We start from the raw sequence: 16,596 nt of genomic DNA, 5'->3' as shown, positions 1-16,596 counted from the left end.
TTTGTTATGGATTTTTTATATTGAAAACCTACTGAAGACTGAGACTGATCCCGATAGCTATCGGGAGAGACTGCGACTAAAACCTACCACGGAATCGGATTATAATCCTTCAAAAACTTCCCACACCAGTGTTTTCCTGTATTTATTCCGTCAAACAAAGGATCCATCACTCTTGCCGCACCATCTACAATATCCAATGGCGGTTGAAAATCTTCTAATTCCTGTTTCTTTTTGGCCAATTCCGCAGGATCTTCGTCGGTTACCCAGCCGGTATCTACAGCATTCATAAAAATACCATGTTTAGCCAGCGTTCCCGAAGAAGTATGCGTTAACATATTCAAAGCTGCCTTTGCCATATTGGTATGCGGATGGCGGTCTTCTTTAAAAAAGCGATGAAATTTCCCCTCCATTGCCGAAACATTTATGATGTGTTTTTTTCCGGTATTGTCTTTCTTCATAACCTCCGAAAGTCGGTTACATAATACAAAAGGAGCCACCGAATTCACCAGTTGCACTTCAATCATTTCCGTAGTTTCGATTTGTCCCAATCTCAAACGCCAGCTGTTTGTTTTTCTCAAATCAACCTGCTGTAAATCGGCATCCAGTTCTCCTTCCGGAAAAACTTCATTGGCAACCAACGCATTATCAAAAGAATACGGAATCTGAGATAATTTAGCCGAGGCCCGCAACCCAATTCCGGGTTCAGGTCCGTGCCAGGTCACCGGCATATTTTGATTCGAAGAAGCTCCGGTGGTCAGGATTTTTAATTCATCGAGACAATTCACATGGTCGAGTAACAATTCCTGAGCCTGCTTTGGCAGAGAAGCAACTGGACGCTCCTCATTTTCCATTAAATGCGTATAAAAACCCGAAGGACGTCTCACCGTCTGAGCGGCATTATTGATTAAAATATCCAGTCGCTCGTATTTCTGCTCGATAAAATTGCAAAAAATCTCGACGCTGGGAATATGTCGTAAATCCAGTCCATGAATTTTCAACCGATGTCCCCACTCCATAAAATCGTCTTCTTTAGAAAAACGCAAGGCAGAGTCCACAGGAAAACGGGTAGTTGCAATCACAGTTGCTCCGCCGCGTAAAAGCATCAGCGTAATGTGATAGCCAATTTTTAAACGGGAACCGGTAATCACAGCAATTTGTCCTTTAACATCAGCCGTCTGAAAACGTTTGGCATAATTAAAATCACCACAATCGGTACACATGGTATCATAAAAGTGATGCATTTTGGTAAAGCCTGTTTTACACACATAACAGTTTCTGGGTGTTTCCAGTTCTAATTGTTCTTTATGAGTCAGATCATTAAAAGCCAATAATTTGGGTGCCACAAATACACTTGCTTCACGCGCATGACGGATTCCGGTTTCTTTACGCGCCGTTTTGTCTTTCTTTTCCATTTTGCGTTTGGCCGCCTGTTTCCCGTCCTTAATTCTTCTGGAAAACTCACCACGATCCGGTCTGGAGAACATGCCCGCCTCTTTGATCAAAGCGATTCGTTGTTCTTTCGGAATATCAAATATCTGATCCGTATCCGTATTCAATTGTGCCAGAATGGCAATGCATCGCTCAATTTCTTCCGGAGTTATAACATTCCTCTCTTCTAATTCTTCCTTCAACATCATAAAATGGGTATTATTTCAAGGTCGCAAATATAGTCTTTTAGCGGCGTAATAAAACTTCCTAAAACCTATTGTCTTTTGGGTATTGTCTTTCGTATTTGTATCTTCGCCCTCATTTTGTACCTGTTGCTATGCTATTTCAAATAAAATCATACCTAAAATTTCTTTGGAACTCCAAAAACGAACACGCCGTTCACTCTCCGTTTGTATTCAATTTAATAACGAAATGTTTTTACGACAAAAAAGCAAAGCCGGAATATGCAATTCTGAAAAAATACAGGAAATCACTTTTGGAAAATAAAAACTTTATTGAAGTAACCGATTTTGGTGCAGGCTCGAAAGTTTTTAAATCGAATACCAGACAAATTGCCAAAATTGCACAAACAGCCGGAATTTCTCCAAAACGTGCCGAATTACTATTTCGCGTCGTTCGCTATTTTCAGCCTAATACCATTTTAGAAATAGGAACATCGCTGGGTTTGGCTACTTCTGCCCTTGCTTTAGGATCTCAAAGCCTCGGGACAAAAGCAAAAGTAATTACGTTGGAAGGCTGTCCACAAACTGCAAATCAATCTCAATTACAATTGCAAAAGTTCAATTTGAATAATGTCAATTCAGTTATAACAGAATTCGAAAAGTATCTGCAAGAGATCAAACTGAGACTGAAAACTGAGACTGAAAACTTTGAACTAATCTATTTCGACGGCAACCATTCTAAAAAAGCAACTCTGGCGTATTTTGAACTTTTATTACCAACTGTTACCAATGATTCCGTTTGGATTTTCGATGACATTCACTGGTCTGCCGAAATGGAGGAAGCCTGGGAAATGATTAAAAATCATCCAAAAGTAAAAGTAACGATTGATACTTTTCAATGGGGATTTGTCTTTTTCAGACGTGAACAGGAAAAAGAACATTTTATCATCAGGGCATAAAAAAAATGGCAACCATTTCTGATTGCCATTTCCCTAATTATTACAATTTTTTATTTTTTAGCAGCTGCTGTCTCATCAGATTTAGCTCCCATTCTGTTAAGCGTATACATTGGTGCAAATTTCAATTTTAAACCTGCAATTTTTCTGTTATCTTCAGAAGTAAGACCTTCTTTTTCAACTGTATTTTTACGGCTGTCAAGTGCTTCATACATCATTTTGATCTCATCCCAGTCTTCACGTGAATAACTGTCTTTGTTATTTTCTACTGTATGAACAAATTGTTGGTACACACTATGAATATTTTGAGCATTTACCCAGGCAAAACTCATATCGTCACCTATTTTTCCTTCACCAAATAATGCATTACGCAATTGTTGTTTAGCAGTTGGTGCAGGAGCCAAAACGGCAGCCATTTCATTTTTAAACTCTTCGTATTTAACTTTACTAGTGTTTATTTTTTCTGTTTCTGCTGCATTATCTTTAATATCAGCAAGAGCCAACTGTGCATTTTCTGCTCTTCTGTTGTATTCAGCATCTACATCTTTCCAATCCGCTTTCAGATCATCTGCAGCAACATTCTTTACTGAATCGACATAGGTCACATAGGCGTCGATTGTCTTTTTCGCATTTTCCTGTTTTTCATCCTTACATGATGTGAAGCTTAAAGCTATTAGTGCAATACCTGATACAATTTGTATATTTCTCATAATTTTGATTATTTAAATGTTATACAGCAAATATAGTTAAATATTTGAATAATTATAAATTATTTGCGAAAATTTAATATCAATTTTAAATATAATTTAATAAAAATTATAAAATATGATAATTATGTAAAAACAAATTAGAATCATATAACAAACATTTTTTTTAAATGTTTTATACTTTTTAAAAAAGAAAAAACACTACTAATAAATACTGCATTCTGTAACAAAAATCAATTAAAGGCTACTCATCGATTATTGAAAAGTGTTTTGTACTTTTAAAACCAAAATTGTAAAACGAAATGGCAAATCCATTAATTAAAATAACGAACATAAAACGAGACTTTGTCCTGGGCAACGAAATTGTTTATGTATTAAAAGGTATAGATTTAGAAATCAACAAAGGTGAATATGTAGCTTTAATGGGACCTTCAGGATCCGGAAAATCGACTTTGATGAATTTGCTTGGCTGTCTGGATACACCAACTTCCGGACATTATGTTTTAAACGGAAAAGATGTAAGTAAGATGCGTGATGATGAATTGGCAGAAATCAGAAATAAAGAAATTGGTTTCGTTTTTCAGACTTTCAACCTTTTGCCGCGAACTACTGCTTTAGATAATGTAGCTTTACCGATGATATATGCCGGACATTCTAAGTCGGAACGTGTTTTAAGGGCCACAGAGGTTCTGAAACAAGTAAATCTTGCCGACAGAATGGATCATCAGCCCAATCAGCTTTCGGGAGGACAACGACAACGTGTCGCAATTGCGCGTGCTTTGGTCAATAAACCTTCGATAATTCTGGCCGATGAACCAACAGGAAACTTAGACAGTAAGACTTCTGTAGAAATCATGAAGCTTTTCGGAGACATTCATGCACTGGGAAATACCGTAATTCTCGTGACACATGAGGAAGATATCGCAGCATACGCGCATCGGATTATACGCCTTCGTGACGGCGTGATTGAAAGTGACACAACAAAATAATTTCTAAATAGTTGAATTGTTTATTTGTTGAATCGTTTAGTCGGGAAACTGTTTACCTGTTATTTGATTTACCGTTTAATAAGGAAAGGGAAAAAACTTAGTTCCTCAGCAACTTAGAAACTTAGCACCTCAAAAAAAAATGAAAGTATATACCAAAACCGGAGATAAAGGAACAACTGCTCTCTTTGGAGGCGACCGCGTTCCTAAAGACCACATCAGAATTGACAGTTATGGAACTGTTGATGAACTCAACTCTTATATAGGACTCATTCGTGATCAGGAAATCGATTCCCATTATAAAACCATTTTAATCGAAATTCAGGATCGCTTATTTACTGTGGGCGCCATTTTGGCAACTCCGGCAGAAAAAGAAGTCCTTAAAAACGGCCAACTCAGGCTAAAAAATCTGGGAATTGTCGATACGGATATCGAATTACTGGAAAATGAGATTGATAAAATGGAAGAAAGCCTTCCGCAAATGACTCACTTCGTTTTACCGGGAGGGCATCCTACCGTGTCACATTGTCATATTGCGAGATGTATTTGTCGCCGCGCAGAGCGTTTGGCAGTGCATTTAAGCCATAATGAACAGGTTCCCGAAATTGCAATACAGTACTTAAACCGACTTTCTGACTACCTTTTTGTCTTGGCACGGAAGTTGTCCTCTGACTTAAAAGCGGATGAGGTGAAATGGATTCCGAGAAAATAAATTTTCTTAAAATTCCAATTTTTCCAAATCCCAAATTCCAAGGAAAAATTTAAAAATTCTGCGAATTTAAACAATATACAAAAGTTCCTCTATAGTAGGTTTTATGTTCCTTTTTTGGAATTTGGAATTTATTTTTTGGAATTTAATAAGAGACGTTCTTAAATTTTCTTAAAATAAATCAAAATTTACTTGTCTTTTTCAGTAAAAAATTTATTTTTGCACAAACTAAACAGATAACAGATGTATTGGACATTAGAATTAGCATCTTATTTAAGTGATGCACCATGGCCTGCTAACAAAGATGAACTTATAGACTACGCCATTAGAGCTGGTGCTCCATTAGAAGTAGTAGAAAACCTTCAGTCTATCGAAGATGAAGGAGAGATATATGAATCAATGGAAGAAATTTGGCCTGATTATCCAACAGACGAAGATTATCTTTGGAATGAGGATGAATATTAAAAAATAAACCAAAGGAAAAAGTCTCATCACAGAGGCTTTTTTTTTGGTTCTAAATACAACATTTACATAAAATAGAAATACAATTAATCATGAGTTTCATAAACAGTATTATTAAAGTCTTTGTAGGTGATAAATCACAGAAAGATGTCAAAGCTTTACAGCCGTATTTAAATAAAATTAAAACATTCGAAACCAGCTTAATGAGTTTGTCTCATGACGAATTGAGAGCCAGAACCGCATATTTTAAAGAAAAAATAAAAGAAGCCAGAGCTGACAAAGATGCTAAAATCGTTTCGCTTAAAGCGGAAGTTGAAAACATCGAAGACATTGACAAAAGAGAAGATCTTTATGATGCTATTGATGCTCTTGAAAAAGAAGCTTATGAAATCTCGGAGAAAACTTTATTAGAAATTCTTCCTGAAGCATTTTCTGTTGTTAAAGAAACAGCACGTCGTTTTAAAGACAATTCTTTTATCGAAGTAACTGCAACTCCAAAAGACAGAGAATTTTCCGCAAACAAAACTTATATCACTATTAACGGCGATAAAGCAGTCTGGGCTAATAAATGGAATGCCGCCGGTAAGGAAATTACCTGGGACATGATTCATTATGATGTTCAGTTAATCGGCGGAATGGTTTTGCATGAAGGTAAAGTTGCCGAAATGCAAACGGGTGAAGGTAAAACTTTGGTGGCTACACTTCCCCTTTACTTAAACGCTTTAACCGGAAACGGAGTGCACCTGGTAACAGTGAATGATTATTTGGCAAAACGTGATAGTACCTGGAAAGCGCCATTATTCGAGTTTCACGGTTTAAGTGTGGATTGTATTGACAATCACCAGCCAAGTACAGAGCAAAGAAAAAAAGCATACGACGCTGATATCACTTACGGAACCAACAACGAATTTGGTTTTGACTACTTAAGAGATAACATGGCACATTCGCCAAGCGATTTAGTTCAAAGAAAACACAATTATGCGATTGTCGACGAGGTTGATTCTGTATTGATTGATGATGCAAGAACACCGCTTATTATTTCAGGACCGGTTCCTCAGGGAGACCGTCATGAATTTAATGAACTGAAACCAAAAATCGAAAATTTAGTGGCGCAACAACGTCAGCTGGCAAACGGATTTTTGTCTGAATCAAAAAGATTAATCAAAGAAGGAAACACTAAAGAAGGTGGTTTCTTATTGCTAAGAGCTTACAGAAGTTTACCAAGAAATAAAGCATTAATTAAATTTTTGAGTGAAGAAGGAATTAAACAATTGCTTCAAAAAACCGAAAATCAATACATGCAGGATAACAATCGCGAAATGCATAAAGTCGATGAGGCTTTGTATTTTGTAATTGAAGAAAAAAACAATCAGGTTGAACTTACTGATAACGGTATCCAATACCTTTCAGGAGATACAGATGCTGACTTTTTCGTACTTCCAGATATTGGAACTGAAATTGCTGCTATCGAAAGACAAAAATTAGACAAAGATTCTGAAGCAGAAGCAAGAGAAAGATTATTCCAGGATTTCGGCGTAAAAAGCGAGCGTATTCACACTTTAACACAACTTTTAAAAGCCTATGCTTTATTTGAAAAAGATGTGGAGTATGTGATCATGGACAACAAAATTATGATTGTCGATGAGCAAACAGGTCGTATCATGGATGGCCGTCGTTATTCTGACGGTTTACACCAGGCGATTGAAGCGAAAGAAAATGTAAAAATCGAAGCTGCTACACAAACTTTTGCAACTGTAACATTACAGAATTATTTCAGAATGTACAGCAAATTAGGGGGTATGACGGGTACGGCAGTTACAGAAGCCGGAGAGTTATGGCAGATTTATAAACTGGACGTTGTTGAAATTCCAACTAACCGTCCAATGTCAAGACAAGACAAAGAAGATTATATCTACAAAACGACACGTGAGAAATTCAACGCTGTAATTGAAGATGTAACGGAATTATCGAATGCAGGAAGACCGGTATTAATTGGAACAACTTCTGTAGAGATTTCAGAATTATTAAGCCGAATGTTGAAAATGAGAGGCGTTACACATAACGTCTTGAATGCGAAAATGCACAAACAAGAGGCACAGATTGTTGAAGAAGCAGGTAAAGCCGGAGTGGTAACCATTGCAACAAACATGGCTGGTCGTGGTACCGATATTAAATTATCCCCGGAAGTAAAAGCTGCCGGAGGTTTAGCAATCGTAGGTACAGAGCGTCATGATTCCCGTCGTGTAGACAGACAGTTACGTGGTCGTGCAGGACGTCAGGGAGATCCGGGAAGTTCGCAGTTTTATGTTTCTCTTGAAGACAACCTAATGCGTTTATTTGGTTCTGAAAGAGTCGCTAAAGTTATGGACAGAATGGGATTACAGGAAGGTGAAGTTATTCAGCATTCTATGATGACCAAATCTATCGAGCGTGCTCAGAAAAAAGTAGAAGAAAACAACTTTGGTGTTCGTAAACGTTTATTAGAATATGATGATGTTATGAACTCCCAACGTGAAGTGGTATACAAACGTCGTCGTCACGCCTTGTTTGGGGAGCGTCTGAAACTGGATATTGCCAACATGCTTTATGATACTTGCGAATTAATTGTAAGCCAAAACAAAGCGGCAAATGATTTTAAAACATTTGATTTTGATTTAATTCGTTATTTCGGAATTACTTCTCCAATTTCTGAAGCTGATTTTACGAAATTAACTGATATTGAAATTACAGGGAAAGTATACAAAGAAGCTTTGGCATTCTATACAGAGAAAACGGAAAGAAGCGCAAGAGAAGCTTTCCCAATCATCAAAGGAGTTTACGAAGAACCAAACAATCATTTTGAGCGCATTGTAGTTCCGTTTACAGATGGAATCAAAACGCTGAACGTTGTTACTGACCTGAAAAAAGCGTACGATAGCGAAGGAGCGCAATTAATTGCTGATTTCGAGAAAAACATCACTCTTTCTATTGTTGATGAGGCCTGGAAAAAGCACTTACGTAAAATGGACGAATTGAAACAATCCGTTCAGTTAGCCGTTCACGAACAAAAAGATCCATTGCTTATCTACAAATTAGAAGCTTTTAATTTGTTTAGAGGAATGTTAGACAACGTAAACAAAGAGGTTATTTCATTCTTATTCAAAGGTGATTTACCAGCTCAGAACGTTCCTGAAATTCACGAAGCAAAAGAAGTTCGTCAAAAAGAAAACTTCAAATTAAGCAAAGACGAAATTGTAAACAGTGAAGACATCAACCGCGAAGCCGGAGAAACGCAACAACGTCAGGTTACAGAAACCATTGTGAGAGATATGCCAAAAATCAACCGTAATGATACTGTAACAGTTCAGGAAGTTGCCACTGGTAAAACAGAAACAATGAAATTCAAAAAAGCAGAAACTTTGATCGCCAATGGCGAATGGGTTCTTGTTAAATAAATAATACTGTAGTATCCAGTTATCAGTCTCAGTATTCAGTTTTACACTGAGACTGATAACTGAGACTGTGACTAAAAAACTTAAACCCGGCAGGTTCTAAAATCTGTCGGGTTTATTATTTAAAAAAATAACAAAAATTATTCGTTGTAAAACGAATAAGATGTATTTTTGCTCCCGTAACAACGAAATCAGCCCTTGAAGAAGTTTTTTATCATACTACTTTCCTTTATGCTTTTAGTGCCATCATTTGGCAGTTTCTTTGTTTATACCTCATTCAAATTAAATCAGGACGAAATTTCAAAAACCATTTGCGTACAGCGTAAAATGATCTTTAATTCCTGTAACGGCCGATGTGAACTTCAAAAAAGTTTAAAAAAATACGCCGACAACGAAAAGAAAATGCAAAACAACCTGAAAGAAAAAGTAGAGATTGTTTACATTCAAAATACACCTACAGCTAATTTCAAATTAGTAACACCAATCGAATCAGCATTAGCATTTTTTGCATCTTTCACAGAGAAACCTATTTCGGTTTCAAACAGTACTTTTCACCCTCCATCCTATTTTATATAAATTTTAGCTACTCTTTTCAATTTATAACTGAAAAGCTTTTTTTCTTGTTTTAACATCAGGAAAATCACATGTTACTTTTAAAATTTATATAATTTAAAATGAAAAAAATATACTTTACCCTACTCATCATAGGGCAATGTGTTCTTGCACAAAATAAAACGGAACAAGACACCACAAAATCTCAGGAACTGGAAAACGTCTTTATAACTGCCAACCGAACCGCTACTTTACGTAAGGAAACACCAGTTGCCATTAGCAAAATAACGGCAAAAACGATCAATGAAACCAAAGCAACGGCGGTTTACGAGATCATCAACAAAACGCCGGGGGTTTTAATGGTTAATTTAGGAAACGAACAGCATATGATGTCGATTCGTCAGCCGATGACCACCAATGCTTATTATTTATATCTGGAGGACGGCTTACCCATTCGTCCAATGGGAATCTTCAATCATAATGCTTTATTAGAAATCAATCAGTTTAATTTGCAAAGCATTGAAGTGGTAAAAGGCCCTGTTTCTTCGTTGTACGGACCGGAAGCGGTTGGAGGAACGATCAATTTAATTTCGTTAAAACCACCTGTGGATCCGGAATTTAAATTCGGGGTTCAGGCTGACAATTATGGCTACAGAAGATTTCAGGCTGCCGGAGGTGCCACAATCGGAAAAGTTGGTTTTCATATTGCCGGAATTTCAAGCCTTCAGGAAAATGGCTGGATGACGTATTCGGATTACAACAAAGACAATCTGAATGCCCGAATTGATTATAACATATCACCTTCTACCCGACTGATCAGCAATACCATGTACGGTAAATACTATTCCGACATGAGCGGGAGTGTTAATGAAGATGCCTTCAACAACAGAACCTACAAAAGCAGTTCTGATTTTACCTATCGAAAATCTGACGCTTTAAGAACAAGATTAACACTGGAACACGACTGGAATGAACAAGCAAGCAGTTACATTACCGCTTATTTAAGGGATAACAAATTAGGCCAGAATCCTTCATACGGAATCAGATGGAGCCCAACCGTAAATCCGACAACCGCTAAAGGAGAAGTAAATTCAAATAATTTCAAAAGTTACGGAGCAATTGGGCAGCATACTCAAAAGTTCGATTTCCTGAATACTAAAATTGTTGCAGGTGCTTTATACGATTATTCTCCCGTAACCTATTGGTCGTACGTGATTGACTTAAAAGCCAACCTAAACCAGGGAGAAGCAGGGAAACAAACCGTAGCTTCTTATGAGATTATCGCAGAACATCCGGATTCGAAACTGGCTGATTATACAGCGGATATTTTCAATACAGCGGGATATGCCCAGATAAGTATTAATCCATTCGAAAAATTTATTTTTACGTTTGGCGGCCGATACGATAATATGAAAGTGAACTACGACAATGCACTGGATCTTTCTTCGGGAAGCAAAGTGTATGACAAAGCGACTTTTAAGGCTGGAGCCAATTATAACCCGTTTGAATATGCCGGTTTTTATGGTAACTATTCACAAGGTTTTGCACCTCCCGGAATTACTTCAATCTTCAGGACTAAAACCGGAACCGGAGGAACAACGAGTGTTCCTGCTGATTTCTACTATAATCTGGAACCCGCAACATTCAATAATTACGAAATTGGAGGCTGGTTTTCTTTCTTAGAAAACAAATTAAACTTCGATTATGCTTTGTATTATATGGAAGGCAAAAATGAATTATTAAACATCAAACTGGCAGACAACTCAACCGATTATCGTTCCGCCGGAGAAACGCGTCATAAAGGAATCGAGTTTGGTGCTTCTTACCGTCCATCAAAACAATTCAATATTCGTTTTGGCGGGACTTATGCACAACACACTTATATCGATTTTAAGCTCTCTGATAAACCAAGCGACCCGGTTCAGGATTTAAACGGAAAAGAAATGCCCGCAGCCCCAAAATGGTCTGGAAATTCTGAGGTGAGTTATTACCCGGACTGGCTTCCTGATTTAAGGGCTTCGGTCGAATGGCAGCTCGTGGGCAGTTATTATCAGGATCAGATCAATACCATAAAATATGGCGGATACAATTTGTTCAACGCCAGAATTGGTTATCAGTGGAAAAAAATTGAGATCTACGGAAACGTACTGAATCTTACCGATAAATTATACGCCTACAATGTTTCAAGAGCCAATACCACAAACGCTCAGCCTACTTACACAGCCGCTGCGCCAAGAACTTTTGTCTTTGGAATTCAATATAATTTTTCATTAAAAAAGTAATCTAACACTTTTGCCACAGATTGAAATGATTAACATTGATTAGAATGCTTATCAAAATAAAAAATCCTTTAAATCTGTGGCTAAAAAAAATATCAGAAGTTAATCATGAGTAAAGAAATAAATAAAAAATCTTCGAAAAAGAAAGATTCCAAATTCATCAGGAAAGTCAAACAGCACATGTACAAATGGCATCGTGTTATCGGATTAATTACCATTGTTCCGTTACTATTCTGGACATTATCGGGTTTGATGCATCCCTTTATGGCGCATTTTTTTAAGCCCGAAATTGCACATGACAAACTCGAACAGCAAGTAATCGATAAAAATCAGCTACATTTTTCGATTCAGGAGGTGTTAAGGAGAAACAGCATTAATGATTTCAAAAATTTCCGTATTGTTTCTTTCAATAATACGACTTTCTATCAGGTAAAAATGATTCCGGGAGATTTGTTGTATTTTGATACCTCTAATGCTAAAAAGCTCGAAAACGGAGACCAGAAATATGCCGAATGGCTTTCGCGTTATTTTCTCGACGATCAGAAAAGTCCCGTACAAAAGAGTGAAGTTGTTACCGAATTCACTTCACAATACAAATATGTAAACCGTTATTTACCGGTTTACAAAATAACTTTCGATCGCTCTGATGCTATGGAAGTATATGTGGAAACCTCTTCAGGCAAACTGGCCACTTATAACCCAAGTTCAAGACAGGCTTTTATCTGGTTTTTTGATACTTTTCATAACTGGTCGTTTATTGACGCGATTACGAACAACAGTATTCGAATCATTACCATGATTTTTCTATTGTCCATCATTGGATTTTCTGCCTTAAGCGGAATAGTAATCTATGGTCTGTTGTGGAAACAATTCAAAAAAACAGACAGTTTGCAACCCAAAAAAGGGCTTAGAAAATACCATCGCCAGATCGGAATCTGGGTTTCGCTTTTCACTTTGACATTTGCCTTTAGCGGAGCGTATCATGCCACCACAAAATGGGCGCCCTACACATTATCGCAAATGGTTTATGAACCGACATTTTCAACCAAAGAAATTCCGTTTCCTAATAACAACTTAGATTTAGACTGGAATCGTTTTCAAAATATTGGAATCATCAGCTTAAACGACAGCACTTATTATCGTTGTCAGCTGGCAGAAAAAGAAACCAAAAAGTTCAAAAAACCAAAAGGAGGCGCCAATTCTAAATGGGGCAAAAAAGAAGATCCAAAATCAGAAGTAATTTATATCAATGCCGTGACCAACCAAATAGCGCCTAATCTGGATTTTGACTATGCGGAATTTTTGGCGTATTATTTTACGGGTGGTGCCCCAAGAGAGGCTTGTTGCGAAATGATCGAAAGTACTGATGACGAACCTCAGCCTTCTCTGGAAAACACAAAATTATTGGAATCAAAAATTGTAACTGACTTTGAAAGCAGGGAATATGGTTTTGTCAACAAAAGGTTACCGGTCATAAAACTGACTTATGACACCCCGGAAAAAACAACTTATTATATCGAGACGGCCACTTCAAGACTGGCGGCTGTTATTAAAAATTCAGATAAAGTAGAAGGTTATTCGTTTGCCATCCTGCATAAATTTTTATTTATGGATTGGGCAGGAAAAAATATTCGCGATCTAACCATGGTTGTGGCAGCACTGACTATTTTAATTGTTAGTGTGTTGGGATTTATTCTGTTTTTGAAAAAATAGGTACTGAGATTCTAAGTCTCTAAGTTTCTGAGTTTTTTTTCTTAGTGGCTTAGAGACTTAGTAGCTTAGAACCTTATCGCGGATTTTCCTCAAAATAACGCGCTTCGATTCTCTTGATATCTTTAATGGAACTTTTTGCCCAGGCCAGACGTTTTTCAAGGATTTCATCTTCAGACAACTGCCAGGCAATATCCGAATTACGCAATCTGTTGGTAAGGTTTTGAATGATGATGGCAGCTGAAACAGAAATATTCAGACTTTCTGTAAAACCGACCATTGGTATTTTCAGGAAACCATCCGCCTTGTCCAGAATTTCCTGTGAAAGTCCGTCGCGTTCGGTACCGAAAAATAAGGCACTTGGTTTTGTAATGTCAAAATCTTCCAGTAAACAATCATTTTCATGAGGTGTTGTGGCAATGATCTGATAACCCTGATTTTTTAAAGTCGAAAGGCAATTCGTAATCGAATCAAATTGATTGATATCTACCCATTTTTGGGCGCCCATTGCAATTTCCTTATCAATCCTTTTACCGTAACGCTGCTCGATAATATTCAATTCCTGAATTCCGAAAACTTCGCAGCTGCGCATCACGGCACTTGTATTGTGCATCTGAAAAACATCTTCCACAGCAATCGTAAAATGTTTGGTACGGCTGGCGAGGACTTTTAGAAATTTTTCTTTTCGGTTATCTGTCAGTATATTTTCAAGAAAGGCGAGGTAATCTAAATCAATCATTTGGGTTGTATTTGCCGCAAAAATACTAAAAAAAGAATCGTTAATAAAGGAGTGTTCAATTTCTGTCGGCCAACTGTCCTGATAATTTCTGTTCTAATTTTTCATATAAATGATTCACCCTGCTGAGATCCATTGCTAAATTTTCATTCATAAAAGAATCACCGCTAAAGACGTTCGTTTCATTTTTAGAATGTTTCTTCAAACGCTCGTACATCTGGTCGATTTCTTCGATATAATAATCGTCATTTATCAGATCAATAACCTTTTCGAGAATATCCCGCATTCCGTCTTTATAATTGTAAACCAGTACATTCTGATCTGTTTGTTGAAAATCAAAATAAGCCTGAAAATACTTTTCCAGAACCACTGCACTATATTGGTGAAAACCAATTTCTTCGATTTCCTTATTCGTAATTCCAAAAATTTTGGAAGGAAGTAAATTGGGAATCATATGCATTCCTTTGAGTTTGGAATGGGATTTTAATACTTCGGCGGGATTCCTATACAAAAGGACAAAAGGCAATTCAGGAAAAATGGATCTTAATTCGCCTGCTTCAAAGATGTGCCAGGAATCTAATTTTACGATTAAATTCTTTTCATCGGGAAATCTTTTTTGTCCCAGTAAAGTTATTACAGCTTTTATTAAAACTCTTTTTTTATCCAGATCAAAAAGTTCACTTCTTACGATCGCATCAATAATTGGCGCTTCTGCAATCACTATATTTTGTGGGGAAACGGCCAAAGACTGCGCCAGCATAGTAGACCCACAACGCGAGACATGAAATACAAATGCGTTTAATTCCGCAGAAACCAATTGGGCAGCCCAGTCAAGAAGATTATCGGCGCTGCTTACCACTTTAAATCTTTTTAAATTGTCAGGATGGTCTGCGCATTTTACCAGCGTTTCCTCGAAAAAAGGGTCCAAATACCTTTTGTCACTCAAATAAATCCATTCAAAATAGACCTCTCCCTCTTTTTCAATTAACTTATTCGGAATCCAATGTAAAAGGGGGTGATCGCTATTTTCCATGTTTAAATTTATTTTTTTTATAATAATTACTGAGCCGTATTGGTTATGTTATCCAGTATAAAAGAGTACAGTTTGCCGGTTGAAACAGACTCTGCTTCTGAATCTGTTTTTAAGGTTAAATCAGCTTTTAAAGGAACTTCGTAAACATCGCTAATTCCGGTAAAATTGTTGATTTTATTGCTATCGTTATCCGGCAGCAGTGCTTTTTTGTACAATCCTTTTGGATCTCTTTTAATCAGATTGTCTATCGAGCAGTCCAGATAGACCGTTCGTACAAAATTATGCCGGCTGATTTCATTTCTTAAATCTTCATAGGGATTTATGACAGACATCAGAACAATAACTTTGGACGCAATAAAATCCTGTCCTACACTAAAAAGACGTCTTACATTCTCGTACCGGTCATCTTTTGAAAAGCCCAGATCTTTACAGAGTGTTTTTCGGTATAGATCACCATCTACTATTTTTACTTTATGTCCTTCATTTACCAGCAAATGCTCTACATTTTTAGCCAATGTAGTCTTTCCGGAACCTGACAAACCTGTAAATTGTATTAGTATCATTAACTTTTTTTATTAAAAAGCAAAGCAATAAAAATCAACGCCTTGCAAATTATTCATAGTAAAAATACTAAAAAAACTACTTCAATACATTCATTTTTTATAAAATCAATGACTGTGTTCATTTGGAATTGATTATTTTTATTTTTCAGAATCAAATCAAAATGAAAAAGAAATTAGTCGTTTTAACCGGTGCCGGAATCAGTGCTGAAAGCGGCATCAAAACCTTTCGCGACAGTGATGGTTTATGGGAAGGTCATGATGTAATGGAAGTCGCAACTCCAGAAGGCTGGCGCAAAAACCAGGAATTGGTATTGGATTTCTACAACAAAAGACGCCAGCAGCTCAAAGAAGTACAGCCTAATTTAGGTCATCAGATTTTAGCCGAATTAGAGCAGGATTTTGACGTATATATTATCACTCAGAATGTTGACGATTTGCACGAGCGCGCCGGAAGTACAAATGTATTACACCTGCATGGCGAACTGCTAAAAGTGAGAAGTACGCAAAACAGAAATCTGATTTTGGATTGGAAAGACGATTTGTTTACCGGAGATTTTGATGTGAACGGACATCAGCTACGCCCGCATATCGTCTGGTTTGGCGAAGAAGTACCTGCTCTCGAGGAAGCCCTTAAAATGGTCGAAGAAGCAGATTATTTTGCCGTAATCGGAACATCGCTGCAGGTTTATCCCGCTGCCGGACTGATATCTTATACGTATAGCACTACTCCTGTTTTTTATATTGATCCAAAGCCAATTGCAATTCCGAATCTTCAGAATAAAGTAGAAATCATTCCTAAAATTGCTTCTGAAGGAGTGGCGATTTTAAGAGATCGTTTAAAATCAATTTAAAAGTACAATTG

Annotated in this window: 14 protein-coding genes; 9 read left to right on the top strand and 5 right to left on the bottom strand. The window is 37.1% G+C overall.

Going from position 1 to position 16,596, the window contains the following annotated elements:
- Positions 1-83 precede the first annotated feature (83 nt).
- Positions 84-1,637 (bottom strand): SDR family oxidoreductase, encoded by a 1,554-nt coding sequence (locus tag HAV12_RS06030; protein WP_370528478.1) that lies wholly within the window; start codon positions 1,635-1,637, stop codon positions 84-86.
- A gap of 128 nt (positions 1,638-1,765) precedes the next feature.
- Between HAV12_RS06030 and HAV12_RS06025 the strand changes: the two genes are divergently transcribed.
- Positions 1,766-2,569 (top strand): O-methyltransferase, encoded by an 804-nt coding sequence (locus tag HAV12_RS06025; protein WP_171568861.1) that lies wholly within the window; start codon positions 1,766-1,768, stop codon positions 2,567-2,569.
- A gap of 50 nt (positions 2,570-2,619) precedes the next feature.
- Here HAV12_RS06025 and HAV12_RS06020 read toward each other — a convergent pair whose 3' ends face one another.
- Positions 2,620-3,276 (bottom strand): DUF6565 domain-containing protein, encoded by a 657-nt coding sequence (locus HAV12_RS06020; protein ID WP_171568860.1) that lies wholly within the window; start codon positions 3,274-3,276, stop codon positions 2,620-2,622.
- A gap of 299 nt (positions 3,277-3,575) precedes the next feature.
- Here HAV12_RS06020 and HAV12_RS06015 point away from each other — a divergent pair, with 299 nt between their 5' ends.
- The 7 genes from HAV12_RS06015 to HAV12_RS05985 all read left to right on the top strand — a co-directional run bounded on the left by HAV12_RS06015 (position 3,576) and on the right by HAV12_RS05985 (position 13,405).
- Positions 3,576-4,262, top strand: a complete 687-nt coding sequence (locus tag HAV12_RS06015; protein WP_171568859.1) for an ABC transporter ATP-binding protein — start codon at positions 3,576-3,578, stop codon at positions 4,260-4,262.
- A gap of 139 nt (positions 4,263-4,401) precedes the next feature.
- Positions 4,402-4,971, top strand: a complete 570-nt coding sequence (locus HAV12_RS06010) for a cob(I)yrinic acid a,c-diamide adenosyltransferase (RefSeq protein WP_171568858.1) — start codon at positions 4,402-4,404, stop codon at positions 4,969-4,971.
- A 240-nt stretch (positions 4,972-5,211) separates the two neighbouring features.
- Complete coding sequence (locus tag HAV12_RS06005) at positions 5,212-5,433, top strand: DUF2795 domain-containing protein (protein ID WP_007138072.1); 222 nt, start codon at positions 5,212-5,214, stop codon at positions 5,431-5,433.
- 89 nt (positions 5,434-5,522) lie between these two features.
- Positions 5,523-8,864 (top strand): preprotein translocase subunit SecA, encoded by a 3,342-nt coding sequence (gene secA / locus HAV12_RS06000; protein WP_171568857.1) that lies wholly within the window; start codon positions 5,523-5,525, stop codon positions 8,862-8,864.
- Positions 8,865-9,059: 195 nt separating this feature from the next.
- A complete protein-coding gene (locus tag HAV12_RS05995; RefSeq protein ID WP_240345238.1) occupies positions 9,060-9,437 on the top strand; it encodes a hypothetical protein in 378 nt (125 codons plus the stop codon).
- Between the two features lie 98 nt (positions 9,438-9,535).
- Positions 9,536-11,695: a TonB-dependent receptor gene (locus HAV12_RS05990; protein WP_171568856.1), complete on the top strand. Its 2,160-nt coding sequence runs from the start codon at positions 9,536-9,538 to the stop codon at positions 11,693-11,695.
- A 105-nt stretch (positions 11,696-11,800) separates the two neighbouring features.
- Positions 11,801-13,405 (top strand): PepSY-associated TM helix domain-containing protein, encoded by a 1,605-nt coding sequence (locus HAV12_RS05985; RefSeq protein WP_171568855.1) that lies wholly within the window; start codon positions 11,801-11,803, stop codon positions 13,403-13,405.
- A gap of 73 nt (positions 13,406-13,478) precedes the next feature.
- On the opposite strand, the gene HAV12_RS05980 is transcribed toward HAV12_RS05985, so the two are convergent.
- Genes HAV12_RS05980 through cysC form a run of 3 tightly spaced genes read right to left on the bottom strand, consistent with a single transcriptional unit; the run spans position 13,479 to position 15,734 of the window.
- Positions 13,479-14,141: an RNA methyltransferase gene (locus tag HAV12_RS05980; RefSeq protein ID WP_132038044.1), complete on the bottom strand. Its 663-nt coding sequence runs from the start codon at positions 14,139-14,141 to the stop codon at positions 13,479-13,481.
- A 55-nt stretch (positions 14,142-14,196) separates the two neighbouring features.
- Positions 14,197-15,171, bottom strand: a complete 975-nt coding sequence (locus HAV12_RS05975) for a sulfotransferase family protein (RefSeq protein WP_171568854.1) — start codon at positions 15,169-15,171, stop codon at positions 14,197-14,199.
- A 26-nt stretch (positions 15,172-15,197) separates the two neighbouring features.
- Positions 15,198-15,734, bottom strand: a complete 537-nt coding sequence (cysC, locus tag HAV12_RS05970) for an adenylyl-sulfate kinase (RefSeq protein ID WP_171568853.1) — start codon at positions 15,732-15,734, stop codon at positions 15,198-15,200.
- Positions 15,735-15,895: 161 nt separating this feature from the next.
- On the opposite strand from cysC, the gene HAV12_RS05965 reads away from it, so the two are divergent.
- Positions 15,896-16,585, top strand: coding sequence for an NAD-dependent deacylase (locus tag HAV12_RS05965; RefSeq protein ID WP_171568852.1), 690 nt, complete (start codon positions 15,896-15,898; stop codon positions 16,583-16,585).
- Positions 16,586-16,596 lie beyond the last annotated feature (11 nt).

This window comes from Flavobacterium sp. CLA17 (assembly GCF_013112255.2).
Lineage (GTDB): Bacteria > Bacteroidota > Bacteroidia > Flavobacteriales > Flavobacteriaceae > Flavobacterium > Flavobacterium circumlabens.
This window is presented reverse-complemented; position numbering and strand designations above follow the sequence as displayed.

Excerpts from the sequence above, each read along its gene's own strand:
- HAV12_RS06030 (WP_370528478.1), bottom strand. The coding sequence starts at position 1,637 with ATGATGTTGAAGGAAGAATTAGAAGAGAGGAATGTTATAACTCCGGAA.
- HAV12_RS06025 (WP_171568861.1), top strand. The coding sequence starts at position 1,766 with ATGCTATTTCAAATAAAATCATACCTAAAATTTCTTTGGAACTCCAAA.
- HAV12_RS06020 (WP_171568860.1), bottom strand. The coding sequence starts at position 3,276 with ATGAGAAATATACAAATTGTATCAGGTATTGCACTAATAGCTTTAAGC.
- HAV12_RS06015 (WP_171568859.1), top strand. The coding sequence starts at position 3,576 with ATGGCAAATCCATTAATTAAAATAACGAACATAAAACGAGACTTTGTC.
- HAV12_RS06010 (WP_171568858.1), top strand. The coding sequence starts at position 4,402 with ATGAAAGTATATACCAAAACCGGAGATAAAGGAACAACTGCTCTCTTT.
- HAV12_RS06005 (WP_007138072.1), top strand. The coding sequence starts at position 5,212 with ATGTATTGGACATTAGAATTAGCATCTTATTTAAGTGATGCACCATGG.
- secA (WP_171568857.1), top strand. The coding sequence starts at position 5,523 with ATGAGTTTCATAAACAGTATTATTAAAGTCTTTGTAGGTGATAAATCA.
- HAV12_RS05990 (WP_171568856.1), top strand. The coding sequence starts at position 9,536 with ATGAAAAAAATATACTTTACCCTACTCATCATAGGGCAATGTGTTCTT.
- HAV12_RS05985 (WP_171568855.1), top strand. The coding sequence starts at position 11,801 with ATGAGTAAAGAAATAAATAAAAAATCTTCGAAAAAGAAAGATTCCAAA.
- HAV12_RS05980 (WP_132038044.1), bottom strand. The coding sequence starts at position 14,141 with ATGATTGATTTAGATTACCTCGCCTTTCTTGAAAATATACTGACAGAT.
- HAV12_RS05975 (WP_171568854.1), bottom strand. The coding sequence starts at position 15,171 with ATGGAAAATAGCGATCACCCCCTTTTACATTGGATTCCGAATAAGTTA.
- cysC (WP_171568853.1), bottom strand. The coding sequence starts at position 15,734 with ATGATACTAATACAATTTACAGGTTTGTCAGGTTCCGGAAAGACTACA.
- HAV12_RS05965 (WP_171568852.1), top strand. The coding sequence starts at position 15,896 with ATGAAAAAGAAATTAGTCGTTTTAACCGGTGCCGGAATCAGTGCTGAA.